At 73.1% G+C, this 12,284-nt stretch carries 11 protein-coding genes and 1 pseudogene; 6 read left to right on the top strand and 6 right to left on the bottom strand.

From position 1 onward, the window contains the following. Positions 1 to 386: 386 nt before the first annotated feature. Both K336_RS0104160 and K336_RS14305 read right to left on the bottom strand, forming a co-directional pair. Positions 387 to 665, bottom strand: a complete 279-nt coding sequence (locus K336_RS0104160) for an acylphosphatase (RefSeq protein WP_021798097.1) — start codon at positions 663 to 665, stop codon at positions 387 to 389. A 197-nt stretch (positions 666 to 862) separates the two neighbouring features. Beyond that, on the bottom strand, positions 863 to 1,597 hold the full coding sequence (locus K336_RS14305) for an ArsR/SmtB family transcription factor (RefSeq protein ID WP_051245386.1): 735 nt from the start codon (positions 1,595 to 1,597) through the stop codon (positions 863 to 865). Between the two features lie 278 nt (positions 1,598 to 1,875). On the opposite strand from K336_RS14305, the gene K336_RS14300 reads away from it, so the two are divergent. Next, positions 1,876 to 3,282 (top strand): MFS transporter, encoded by a 1,407-nt coding sequence (locus tag K336_RS14300; RefSeq protein ID WP_051245399.1) that lies wholly within the window; start codon positions 1,876 to 1,878, stop codon positions 3,280 to 3,282. Here K336_RS14300 and K336_RS0104145 read toward each other — a convergent pair. After that, positions 3,206 to 4,429: an acetyl-CoA hydrolase/transferase family protein gene (locus K336_RS0104145; protein ID WP_021798089.1), complete on the bottom strand. Its 1,224-nt coding sequence runs from the start codon at positions 4,427 to 4,429 to the stop codon at positions 3,206 to 3,208. The two genes, K336_RS14300 and K336_RS0104145, sit on opposite strands and share 77 nt — an antisense overlap. A 182-nt stretch (positions 4,430 to 4,611) precedes the next feature. Between K336_RS0104145 and K336_RS18420 the strand changes: the two genes are divergently transcribed. Continuing rightward, the gene (locus K336_RS18420) at positions 4,612 to 4,749 is read left to right on the top strand and encodes a hypothetical protein (protein WP_021798094.1); all 138 of its coding nucleotides are present in this window, start codon (positions 4,612 to 4,614) and stop codon (positions 4,747 to 4,749) included. A gap of 35 nt (positions 4,750 to 4,784) precedes the next feature. On the opposite strand, the gene cysE is transcribed toward K336_RS18420, so the two are convergent. The 3 genes from cysE to dnaB all read right to left on the bottom strand — a co-directional run bounded on the left by cysE (position 4,785) and on the right by dnaB (position 7,797). Next, positions 4,785 to 5,558 carry a serine O-acetyltransferase gene (cysE, locus tag K336_RS0104135; RefSeq protein ID WP_021798099.1) on the bottom strand — a complete coding sequence of 258 codons (774 nt, stop codon included), beginning with the start codon at positions 5,556 to 5,558 and terminating at the stop codon, positions 4,785 to 4,787. A 29-nt stretch (positions 5,559 to 5,587) separates the two neighbouring features. Then, complete coding sequence (locus K336_RS0104130) at positions 5,588 to 6,136, bottom strand: NAD(P)H-dependent oxidoreductase (RefSeq protein WP_021798087.1); 549 nt, start codon at positions 6,134 to 6,136, stop codon at positions 5,588 to 5,590. 320 nt (positions 6,137 to 6,456) lie between these two features. Beyond that, entirely contained in the window at positions 6,457 to 7,797 is a 1,341-nt protein-coding gene (gene dnaB / locus K336_RS0104125; RefSeq protein ID WP_028706361.1) for a replicative DNA helicase, read from the bottom strand. Between the two features lie 739 nt (positions 7,798 to 8,536). Here dnaB and K336_RS17485 point away from each other — a divergent pair. The 4 genes and pseudogenes from K336_RS17485 to K336_RS0104105 all read left to right on the top strand — a co-directional run bounded on the left by K336_RS17485 (position 8,537) and on the right by K336_RS0104105 (position 12,240). Continuing rightward, positions 8,537 to 8,866, top strand: coding sequence for a metal-sensitive transcriptional regulator (locus K336_RS17485; protein ID WP_226906078.1), 330 nt, complete (start codon positions 8,537 to 8,539; stop codon positions 8,864 to 8,866). A gap of 83 nt (positions 8,867 to 8,949) precedes the next feature. Then, positions 8,950 to 9,162, top strand: a pseudogene (locus K336_RS0104115) (heavy-metal-associated domain-containing protein); the annotation flags it as partial. A gap of 48 nt (positions 9,163 to 9,210) precedes the next feature. Then, entirely contained in the window at positions 9,211 to 11,469 is a 2,259-nt protein-coding gene (locus tag K336_RS14290; protein WP_043150250.1) for a heavy metal translocating P-type ATPase, read from the top strand. 84 nt (positions 11,470 to 11,553) lie between these two features. After that, complete coding sequence (locus K336_RS0104105) at positions 11,554 to 12,240, top strand: response regulator transcription factor (protein ID WP_028706360.1); 687 nt, start codon at positions 11,554 to 11,556, stop codon at positions 12,238 to 12,240. Positions 12,241 to 12,284: the final 44 nt, after the last annotated feature.

Below are 12,284 nucleotides of genomic sequence, written 5' to 3'. Positions count from 1 at the left end.
TCGTGGATCGCCCGGACCCCATGCAGAGGCGGTGCCCCTTGTCACGCCCCGGCCGCATGCTGTGAACGAGCTTCCTCGTGCCACCCGGCGTCCCGGGCCTCCGGGTGGGGCGGCGGGCATCCCTGGGGAGAAGGGGCCGAGGCGCACGGTCCGCGGAAGGGGCGTTCCGCCCGGAACGGGATCCCGGTGCCCTCGTGCTTCGCGGCCCGCCCGATCCGATGCGCTGCAGGGTTCTTCCGGCGATCCCGTCGGCAGTCGGGGGCCAGGGACGGTTGGTGTGTCGTGGACGAGGGCCATGACGCGGCCGGCCCATGCGTGCGACGGGGTCTGCGGCAGATGTGCCGGCGGCCGGCGCCCGCCCGGTTCCTCGTCCTCGCCCGCCGAAGTCAGCGCACGGTGAACCCGCCCAGTCCGGGTCTCCGCGGCGCCTCGCGCACCCGCACCCCGGTGACCCGTGAGAAACCGGGGCCCTCGCGGAGCCATGCGACGAGCTCCCCGACCGCGTCGGCCGACCCCTGGGCGAACACCTCGACGTCGCCGCTGGGCAGGTTGCGCACCCACCCGGTCAGCCCCAGCGCGTCGGCCTGCCGCAGCGTGCACCAGCGGAAGCCGACGCCCTGGACGAGGCCGCTCACGAGGACGCGGACGCTCCGCACGTCGTCCATGGGCCCTCCTCCCGTGGTCGTGGGCGTCCCCCATTATCGGACGTCCGAGAGCCGTGCCGTGACGGACGGGGCGGCGTGGCGGTCGGGGCGCGCGGGCATCCCACGATCCCGGTCCCGGGCTCCTCCCCGCACAGGCGGCGCCGCTCGTCGTCCCGGCCGGGGCGCGGGTGCTGGGCACCGGGCACGATCCCCCGGGGTCACGTCCGGGCCGGAGGGCGACCGGGATCCTCGGGGGCGGCCGTCGGGCGGTCGAGCCGGATGCCCGCGTCGTCGAGCGCCGCCCGTCCGGCGGGGGTGAGCCGCACGGCCCGGGTGCGGCCGGTGCGGGAGAGCCATCCCCTGTCCAGCAGGGCCGTGCAGACACCGGTGCCGAGGGGGCCGGCGAGGTGGAAGCGGCGTTCGGTGGCGTCCATGCACGGGCCGCCCGTGTCGAGCATCTCGGCGGGCACGCCCCACCGGGCGAGGAGGCGACGGCCCCGGCCGGTGACCCGCCAGCAGGGGTCGATGAGCCCGCGGTCCTCGAGCTGTTCGGCCAGGCGCACCCCGAGCCGACCGGCGAGGTGCCGATAGCAGGTGCGGCCCGCTCGGAGGTTCGCGTTCGCGCGTGAGGCGCTGAGGCTGCGGGGAGTGGGCAGGGACGAGCCGGCGACGACGCCGAGACTCTCGATGACACGGGCGATGTCCTCCCCGGCCAGGCGGATGTAGCGGTGACGGCCCTGGCGGAGCTCGCGGACGAGGCCGTGGGCGGTGAGCGCGTCGACGTGCTCGCTGGCGGTCGACCGGGCCAGGCCCGCGTACCTGCCGAGCTCCCCGACCGTCCATGCCCGCCCGTCCATGAGCGCGGCGCACATCGCCGCCCGCGACGGGTCGGCCAGAGCCGAGGCGACGGCCGAGACATCCGGGACCGCTTCGGGGAACACGCGCGCACCCATGCCCCCAGTGTGCGCCCGTGACTGTTCGGCGCCGACCGAACAGTCACGGGCGCAGCCTGGACGCACCGGATCCATGGCATCCGCGGACGAGGGGAGTGAGCGCAATGGACGAGGGCCGCCGGCGGCTGCGCGGGCACGACGACGGGCGTCTCCACCGGGGACGCGGTGACCGGGTCCCGGGCGGGCCCGGTGCCGCCGACATCGCCGGACCGGCCGTATCGAACCCGGGGCCGGGGCCCGGGCGGGCGGACGGCCGAGGCCCCGCCGGGGGCGCACTCATGACCACGACGGCCCGGCGCACGGCACTGGCCGCGATCCTCCTCGGGTTCTTCGTCGTCATGCTCGACACGACCATCGTCAATGTCGCCCTGGCGGGGATCGGCGCCGACCTCGGCATGACGGTGGGCTCCCTGCAGTGGGTCGTCGACGCCTACGCGCTCACGTTCGCCGCGTTCCTCCTCACCGCCGGGGCCGCATGCGACCGTCTCGGTGCTCGCAGGGTCCACCTCGCCGGCCTCGTGGTCTTCGCCGTGCTCTCGGCCGTGTGCGCACTCGCCCCGACGGGCGGCCTCCTCGTCGTCGGCCGCGCCGTCCAGGGCCTCGGCGCGGCAGCGATCGTTCCGGGCTCGCTGGCGCTGCTGTCGGTCGTGTCCGCCGATCCGGGGGAACGGGCACGCGCCATCGGGCTGTGGGGCGGCGCGGGAGGCGCTGCCGCGGCGATCGGACCCGTCCTCGGCGGGGCGCTGGTGTCGACGATCGGCTGGCGGGCGGTGTTCTGGGCCAACCTCCCCGTCATCGCCGTCGGGTGCCTCCTGACCCTGCGGGCGGTCCCCGCGCCCGCAGGCAGGCGCGGAAGGCGTGCGGACCCGCCCGGGCAGCTGCTCTCCGTGCTCGCGCTGGTGGCGCTCACCCATGCGGTCATCACCGCCGGGGAACGGGGGTGGTCGCCGCGGCAGGTCTGCACACTGATCGTCGGGGGCGTCCTCCTCGCCCTGGTCGCCGTCGTGGAGCGACGGCGACCGGAGCCGATGCTGCCGGTCGCCCTGTTCACCCGTGCCCGGTTCTCCGTGGCCGCGGTGGTGGGTTTCGCGCTCAACGTCGGCTTCTTCGGGCAGCTCTTCGTGCTCTCCCTCTTCTTCCAGCGGTACCTGGGCTACGAGCCGTGGCTGGCGGGCCTCGCGTTGGCGCCCCAGGCGTGCAGTGCCGTGGTCGCGTCACCGCTGGGCGGTCGCTGCGCCGCCCGGTGGGGCGCGTTCCCCACCATGCTCGCCGGCCTGGTGATCGGCGCTGCCGGCTTCAGCAGCCTCGTACTCCTCACCGCGGAGACCCCCTACGCGGTGGTCGCGGCGCTGACCTTCACGGCCGGGTTCGGGACGGCCCTCGCGGTGCCGGCCGCGACCTCGGCGGCGGTGGCGTCCGCCCCGCCGGAGCACGTCGGCGTCGCCGGAGGGGTCGTCAATGCCGCACGCCAGACCGGCAGCGTCGTCGGCGTCGCGGTCCTGGGCGCCGGGGTCGCCGGCGGAGCCTTTCTTCCCGGCTTCCACTCGGCCGCCGCCGCCGCGGGCGGGGTCTTCGGCGCCGCAGCGCTCCTGACCGCCGCCGTCGCCCTCAGACCTTCAGACCCATCGCCCTGCCCGCCTCGCGCAGCTCGTCGCGGGCGTCCGGGTGGGCGGCGTGCTCGATGATCTGCCGGGCCTGCTCGTCCTCGTCGTTGCCGAAGACCTGGGCGATGCCGTTCTCGGTGGCGATGGCGCTCATCTGGTGCGAGGTGATCGGCGAGGCGATCTTCGGCACGACCGTTGAGACCCCCGCCTTCGGGTGCCGGCTGCGGAGGGCGATGATCGCCTCACCGCCGGGCGAGTGCAGGGCGCCGACGAGGAAGTCCGTCGAGCCGCCGGTGCCCGAGTAGATGCGGTCGCCGCGGCGGGTGGCGTTCGTCTGCGCGAAGAGGTCGACCTGCATGGCCGTGTTGACGCTCACCACCTTCGGGAGGGTCGAGATGATCGCGGGATCGTTCGTCACCTCGCAGCGGCGCAGCCGGACGCGCGGGTTGTCGTCGGCCCAGTCGTAGAACTCCTGGGTGCCGAGCATGAAGGTGCCGATGAGCGGCTCGTCGGGGTCGAGGGCCCCGGCGCGGTCGAGGAGCATGGCGCCGTCGCTGACCAGCTCGCTCCAGAAGCGCAGCCCCCGCCGGGGGTGCAGGCAGCCGAGCACGGCGTCGGGCACCGCGCCGATGCCGGCCTGGATGCTCGAGCCGTCCTCGACGCGGGCGGCGATGAGCTCGCCGAGCCGCAGCGAGGCCTCGTCCGGGACGGGCTCGGGGATCGTGATCATCGGGTGGTCGATCTCGACGCCGTAGTCGATGTCGTCCACGCTCAGGACGCCGTCGCCGTGGACGAACGGCATCCGCGGGTTCACCTGCGCGACGACGATGCCGTCGCGGGCGCGCACGGCCTCGAGGGCGCCGAGCATGACCTGCACCTCGATGCCCATGGAGACCCTGCCGCCGCGCGGGGCCGTCGTGTGCAGGACGACCACGTCGGGCGGGCAGGTGGTGCGGAACAGCCGCGTCGACAGGGACAGCCGCATCGGGAAGTAGCGGGATCGGCCCGAGGCGCGCATGGCCGGGCCGAGGAAGATCGTCTCGTGCGTGACGCCCTCGTGCGAGGGGATGCCGGCCGGGGCGTTGACGCAGAACAGGGCCCAGCGGTCGAGCCGGGCGTCGAGAAGGGCGAGCAGCTCCAGCGGAGTCGAGAAGCCGCCCGGGGCGACGAGGCGCGGTTCGTCGGGAAGGCCATCGGTCACGGCGCCGAGGCCCTCGGGGCGGATCATTCTCATGCCGCACAGGGTACCGACGGGCCGCCGCGCCGCCCGGCGCCGACGGCGCCCGCGGACTGGTCGGTGCGCCGCCCGGCGCGCCGCCGCGTTAACCTTGCGGGCGCGGGGCGTCCCGGCAGGACGCGCCGGCGGGGTCCTGCCCGGCCGAAGGATCCTGACGCGACAAGGGGAGGACGATGGCGAGGAAGACGATCGGGAGGCAGCGCGGCGCCTTCCGCGGCGAGGGCCTCCCGGCCCTGCTCCTCCTGGCCGTCGTGAGCGTCCTGTCCGCCGCGATGCGCGGCTCCAACCGGGGGCGCCGCGACGGAGACTGACCGGGCGCCGGCCCGCGCCCTCCCCGCCACCCCCGTCAGCCCCCGGGGTCGTTGTCGGAGGGGGAGTCCTCGATCGGGAAGCTCACGACCTTGGCCGGCACGCCGACGACCGTCGCATGGGCCGGCACGTCGCGGAGCACCACCGAGCCGGCGCCCACCTGGGCGCCCTCGCCGACGCGGATGCTGCCGAGCACCTTGGCCCCGGCCCCGATGACGACGCCGCGGCCGATCTTCGGGTGGCGGTCGCCGCCGATCTTGCCGGTGCCGCCGAGCGTCACCTCGTGGAGCATCGAGAAGTCGTCCTCGACCACCGCGGTCTCGCCGATGACGACGCTCGTCGCGTGGTCGAACATGATGCCCTTGCCGATGCGCGCCCCGGGGTGGATGTCGACGGCGAAGACCTCGGAGATGCGGCTCTGGAGGTACAGGGCCAGCACCGTGCGCCCGGCCACCCAGTAGTGGTGGGCGACGCGGTAGGACTGCAGGGCGTGGAATCCTTTGAAGAACAGGAGGGGCGTCGAATAGCTGCGGCACGCCGGGTCGCGGCGCAGCACCGCGCGCAGGTCCTCGCGGATGGCGACGCCGATGCCCGGCTCGCCGGCCAGGGCGTCGTCGATGAGGCGCCGCAGGCTCATGGACGACAGCGTCTCGCTGCCGAGTTTCGAGGCGAGGATGAAGCTGATCGAGTCCTCGAGGCGCTCATGATCCAGGATCGAGGCGTGCAGGAAGCTGGCGAGGAGCTGCTCCTCGTCGGCGTCGCGGCGCGCCTCGGAGCGGATCAGCTCCCACAGGGGATCCTTGGCGGTCATGGGCCCAATCCTACGGGCGGGGCGCCCGACTACTCGTGGTCGCCGAGCGCCGGCAGGACGGTGGCGGTCAGATAGGCGGCGTAGTCCTCGGCGCGGGCGGCGAGCTCGGCGTCGCCGATCGACATGGCGCCGGCCGTGACGAACGGCGTGACGAAGCGGGTGCCGATGAGATTGCTCGTGGCCTGGAAGGGGCGCAGCAGATCGGTGACCCGGTACCTGTAGTCGCCGTCGCGGCGGTACTTGTCGGCGGGGGCGCCGGGCGAGACGGCCAGCAGGAGCTCCTTGCCGCGCAGGGCGGTGCCGGTCGAGCCGTAGGCCCAGCCGTGGGTGAGGACGTCGTCCTCCCACTGCTTGAGGAGCGGGGGGCACGAGTACCAGTACATGGGGAACTGCAGAACGATGCGGTCGGCGGCGGCCAGGACGGCCTGCTCGGCGGCGACGTCGATCCGAAGGTCGGGGTAGAGCTCGTACATCCGGCGCACCTGGACGCCGGGAACGCCCTCGGCGGCGTCGGCCAGCGCCCGGTTGACCCGCGAGCGGTCGAAGTGCGGGTGGAAGACGAGGACGGTCGTGTTCATCGGTTCTCCGGATTCCGGCGCCCGCCCGCAGGGCGCGGCGCCTCGTGTGGCGGTTGCTCAGTGAGACAGTGTTCCACCCGGGTTCAACCCCTTGATGGCCCGCGGGCGCCCCTCGCGGGGCCGGATGCGCTCCCGCCGGCCGTCGGGTCGGCGGCCCCCGGTCCGACGACGTACCCCCCGGCCCGGGCTCGCATGTCGGATGCGCCCGGATCTCGGGCGCGCATCCCGCACGGGCCGGTGCCGAGCCCGCGAGCGGGGCGGGCGGCGGTTCGTGACAGCACGCTCCCCGTGGGGATCCCGGCGGAGACCCGCGGGCGGCGTCAGCGCTGCATGTCGACGAACCGCGAGTAGTGGCCCTGGAACGCGGTCGTGACGGTGGCCGTCGGGCCGTTGCGGTGCTTCGCGACGATGAAGTCGGCCTCGCCGGCGCGGGGGCTGTCGCGGTCGTAGGCGTCCTCGCGGTGGAGCAGGATGACGACGTCGGCGTCCTGCTCCAGCGAACCGGACTCGCGCAGATCGGACAGCATCGGCTTCTTGTCGTTGCGCTGCTCGGGGCCGCGGTTGAGCTGGCACAGCGCGATGACGGGGATCTGCAGCTCCTTGGCGAGCAGCTTGATCTGGCGGCTGAACTCGGAGACCTCGAGCTGACGGCTCTCGACCTTGCGGCCCGAGCTCATGAGCTGGAGGTAGTCGATGATGACGAGCCGCAGGTCGTTGCGCTGGCGCAGGCGGCGGGCCTTGGAGCGGATCTCCATCATCGTGAGGTTGGGCGAGTCGTCGATGAACAGCGGCGCCTCCTGCACGTGGCCCGTCTTGCGGACGATCCGCTGCCAGTCGTCCTCGCTCATCCTGCCGTTGCGGATGTGGTTGAGCGGCACCCCCGCCTCGGCCGACAGCAGGCGCATGACGAGCTCGGTCTTGCCCATCTCGAGGCTGAAGTAGACGGTCGTGAGGCCGTTCTTCACGGCCGCCGAGCGCGCCAGGTCGAGCGCGAGCGTCGACTTGCCGACGGCCGGGCGGGCCGCGACGATGATCATCTGGCCGGCGTGCAGGCCGTTGGTGAGCTCGTCGAGCTCGGCGAAGCCGGTGGGCACGCCCGACATCGCGTCGTCGTGCGACTGGATGGCCTCCATCTCGTCGATCGTCGGCTCGAGGAGATCCTTCAGCGACTGGTAGTCGTCGGAGGTGTTGATGTCGGAGACCTCGTAGATGGCCTGCTGGGCCGCGTCGACGATGTCGGGCACCTCGCCGGCGCCCTGGTAGCCGAGCTGGGAGATCTTCATGCTCGCCTCGACGAGGCGTCGCAGCGTGGCCTTGTCGTGGACGATCTGGGCGTAATGGCCGGCGTTGGCGGCGATCGAGACGGACTGCATGAGGTCGATGAGGTAGACGCGCCCGCCCACCCGCTCGAGCTCGCCCGTCCTCTCGAGCTGGGCCGCGACAGTCACCGCGTCGGCGGGCTCGCCGTGGCCGTAGAGCTCGATGATGGCGTTGAAGATCGCCTCGTGGTTGGGACGGTAGAAGTCGTCGGCGCGCAGGCCCTCGGTGACGTCGGCGATGGCGTCCTTCGACAGCAGCATGGCGCCGAGCACGGACTTCTCGGCCTCGATGTCCTGCGGGGGGGTGCGGTCGAGGGCCTCGGGGCCCGGCGCCTCGTTCATGATCGACGTGATGGTCATGATCCTCCCCTTCCGTCCTCCGAGCGGCGATGCGGACCACGCTAGGGATGACCACCGACACGGATCCGCGCAGCGCCCGCCGGCCCGTCTTGGCGGCGTCCGAAGGCCCTCCGCGGGTGAGTCGATCGACCCGCACGGCCCCTCACGCTAGCGCTGCGCGGGGTGCCAGTCCACCGCGGGCCGACCGATTCCGACGGAGTTGTCCACAGGCCGTGTGGACAACTCCGGGATGGGTGTGGACGTTCCCGGCGTGTCCCGTGGACGGCTTGTGCACAGTGCTGTGCGCTCACAGGATCGTGTGCGGGTAAATCTATTTGACAAGGGGTGATGTGCGTCGACTGTGAGATTTTCTGTGCGCTGCGGCGGGTCGGCGGGCGACTTGCGCTCTCCTCGTCGCTGCGCTATGGGCGCCGGGGGAGACCGGGGTTGTCCACGGGCGGGCACCCCTGCTGTGGATAACGAGGGACCCCTGGCGACCCCCTTCGAGAGGGTCGCCCCCTAGGGGTGTTTCATGCGCGTCCACTAGGGAACATCCGACCCTGGTGATTGAATTGTTGAAGACAACCGGTACCGCTCCACGAGACCGTTGCGGATACCGGGTGGGGGTATCTTGAAAGTACCCCTGTGGGGTATTAGTCTCAGCCCCATGAACGCGCAGGACGGACACACAGAAAAGGGGTTCTCCGTCACAGGAACGGCGCCGGCCCCGTCCGGCGGCGCCGTGTCCGACGGCGACCCCGGACGGGGCCGTGACCCCGAGTGCGGGCACCACCACGGCTACCTCGCCGACAAGGACGGCTACCTCAAGCGACTCCGTCGCATCGAGGGTCAGGTGCGCGGCCTCCAGCGGATGGTCGACGACGAGCAGTACTGCATCGACATCCTCACCCAGGTCTCCGCCACGACGAGGGCGCTGCAGTCCGTGGCCCTGACCCTGCTCGACGAGCACCTGAGCACCTGCGTCGTACGCGCCGCCCGGGCCGGAGGCGACGAGGCAGAGATCAGGCTGGCCGAGGCCTCCGACGCCATCGCCCGGCTCGTCCGCTCCTGAGCCCGACGCCCCCGGACCCGTGGTCCGACGGGCAACCCATCGTCCACCCACCGTCGGCACCCATGAGAAACCAGGAGGAAGACATGGCCACCACCGCCGCCTACACCGTCACCGGCATGACCTGCGAGCACTGCGTCCACCACATCACCGAGGAGGTCTCGGCCCTCGACGGCGTCATCGACGTCGAGGTCAGCCTCGCCGACGGCTCCATGGTCGTCACCAGCGACGCCCCGATCGACTTCGCCCGAATCGCCGAGGCGGTCGACGAGGCCGGCGACTACCGGGTCGCCGAGGCCTGATCCGACCGAGGAGCGCCCGCGGTCGCGGGCACGGAAGGCACTGACATGACCGACACCGTCGGCACGCCCGCCGCCGAGCGGGGCGAGGCCCTCACGAGCATCGACCTCGACGTCCAGGGCATGACCTGCGCGTCCTGTGCCGCGCGCATCCAGAAGAAGCTCAACAGGATCGACGGCGTGCGGGCCGCGGTGAACTACGCGACCGCCAGGGCCCACGTCCTGGCGCCGCGCGGCACGACGAGTGAGGCGCTCATCGACGTCGTGCGCGCCGCCGGCTACGACGCCGGCCCGCCCGACCCGAGCGAGGACGCCGAGGCCGCGGCCAGGGCGCGCACCGAGGCGATCAGGCGTCGGCTGGTCGTCTCGGCGGCCATCGCCGTGCCGGTCATGGCCGTCTCGATGGTCACCCCGTGGCAGTTCCCCGGCTGGCAGTGGGTCGCCTTCGCGCTCACCACCCCGGTGCTCTTCTGGAGCGGCCGGGGATTCCACCGCTCCGCATGGGTCAACCTCCGGCACGGCGCCTTCACGATGGACACGCTCATCAGCGTCGGCACCCTGGCCGCCTACCTGTGGAGCGCCTTCTGCCTGATCTTCGGCAACGCCGGGACGCTCGGCATGAAGCATCCGTTCAGCCTGCACCTGGTGCGCGCCGACTCGCTCGACGCCGTCTACTTCGAGGCCGCCTGCGGCACCATCACCTTCATCCTGCTGGGCCGCTGGATCGAGGCCCGCTCGCGCTCCGAGGCCGGCTCGGCCCTGCGCGAGCTGCTCACGATGGGCGCCAGGGCCGTCCACGTCCTGGACGACGACGGCACCGAGACCACCCGGCCCATCGAGGCCCTGCGGGTGGGTCAGTGCTTCGTCGTCCGTCCCGGCGAGAAGATCGCCTCCGACGGCGAGGTCGTCGAGGGCGCCTCGGCCATCGATGCCCACGTCATCACCGGCGAGTCGGTGCCGGTCGACGTCGGCCCCGGCGACCGCGTCGTCGGCGCCACGCTCAACACGAACGGCCGCCTCGTCGTGCGGGCCACGGCCGTGGGCGCCGACACGCAGCTGTCGCAGATCGCCCACCTCGTCGAGCAGGCGCAGACGGGCAAGTCCAACGCCCAGCGCCTGGCCGACCGGATCGCCTCGGTCTTCGTGCCCGTCGTCATCGTGCTGGCCCTCCTCGCCTTCTGCGCCTGGCTCGTCGCCGGCGCGGGCGTCGGCTTCGCCATCACCGCCGGCGTCTCGGTGCTCATCATCAGCTGCCCCTGCGCCCTCGGCCTGGCCACCCCGACGGCCCTGCTCGCCGGCACGGGGCGCGGCGCCCAGCTCGGCGTCGTCATCCGGGGCCCCGAGGCGCTGGAGCGGGCCAGGGCGATCGACACGGTCGTCATGGACAAGACCGGTACCCTCACCAGGGGCGAGATGAGCGTCCAGCGGATCACCGCGGCGCCCGGCGAGGACGAGGACCGCGTGCTCGTCGCCGCGGCCGCCCTCGAGGCGGGCTCGGAGCACCCGATCGCCCGGGCCGTCGTCGCCCGGGCCGCTGGACGGGGCCCCGCGCCCGCGGCGGGCGACTTCCGGGTCGTCCCCGGGCGCGGTGTGCGGGCCGTCCTCGACGGGGCGGACGCCCTCGTCGGCAGCGCCGCCCTCATGTCCGACGAGGGTCTCGAGGTCCCCGACGTCCTCACCGCCGCGGCCGTGGCCGCCTCGGACCGGGGCGCGACGGTCGTCCTCGTGGCGTGGGACGGCGCCGTGCGCGGCGTCCTCACCGTCTCGGACGAGCTCGCCGACAACTCCGCCCGGGCCGTCGGGCGCCTCCACGCGCTGGGCCTGCGCACGGTCATGCTCACCGGCGACAACGAGCGCGCCGCGCGCCACGTGGCCGCCTTGGTGGGCATCGACGAGGTGCACGCCCAGGTGCTGCCCGAGGAGAAGCTGGCGGTCGTCGACGGGCTGCGCGCGGAGGGCCACCGGGTCGCGATGATCGGCGACGGGGTGAACGACGCCGCCGCCCTGGCCGCCGCCGATCTCGGCATCGCCATGGGCACCGGCACCGACGCGGCCATCGCCGCCGGCGACCTCACGCTCATGCGCCACGACCTCATGCTCGCCGTCGATGCCATCGCCCTGTCGCGCGCCACGCTGCGCATCATCCGGGGCAACCTCTTCTGGGCCTTCTTCTACAACGTCTGCGCGATCCCGATCGCCGCGTTCGGCCTGCTCAACCCGATGATCGCCGGGGCCGCCATGGCCTTCAGCTCGGTCTTCGTCGTGACGAACAGCCTGCGGCTGCGCGGCTTCCGGCCGGTGCGCTGAGCCCCGCCCCGGGGCCCGGTCGGCACCCGCGACCAGTCCGCCCCGCGCCGCCCGCCGTCCGGGAAGGGCTGGGACAATGACCCTGTGAGCGCGAACCCCGTGGTGCTGATCGTCGAGGACGACAGACAGGCCGGTCGCCTGCTCGGCGAGATCTTCGCCGAGCAGGGCTATCGCGTCGTGTCCGCCCTCACCGGCCCCGACGGCATCCGGCTGGCCCGCACCGCCCGACCCGACCTGGTGCTGCTCGACCTCATGCTGCCCTTCAAGAGCGGCGACGAGGTGCTGGCGTCGATCCGCGCCTCCTCCCAGGTGCCGGTCATCGTCGTCTCCGCCCGCGAGACCACCCGCAGCAAGGTCGACCTGCTGCGCATGGGGGCCGACGACTACGTCACGAAGCCCTTCGACGTCGACGAGGTGGTCGCCCGGGCCGAGGCCGCGCTGCGCAGGGCGGGCGGGGCCTGCGCCGCCAGGACCGTCCACGAGACCGCCGGCCTCGTGCTCGACGAGACGGAGCACCGCGCCGCCGCGGGCGGGCGCGAACTGGCCCTGACGAGCACCGAGTTCGGCCTGCTCACCGTGCTCATGAGGGCCCCGCGCCTGGTCTTCTCCAAACCGCAGCTGTACGCCGAGGTCTGGGGCGAGTCGGTCGGCTACGACGAGCGGACCGTCAACACGCACGTGTCGAACTTGCGGCGCAAGATCCGCGAGGCCTGCGGCGCCGACCCGATACGGACGGTCTGGGGGATCGGCTACACGCTGCGACCGGCCTGAGCGGCCCGCCCCGGGCCCGGCCGCGTGGGGACGGGCCGCTGTCG

It is taken from the genome of Propionibacterium acidifaciens DSM 21887 (assembly GCF_000426605.1).
Lineage (GTDB): Bacteria > Actinomycetota > Actinomycetes > Propionibacteriales > Propionibacteriaceae > Propionibacterium > Propionibacterium acidifaciens.
This window is presented reverse-complemented; position numbering and strand designations above follow the sequence as displayed.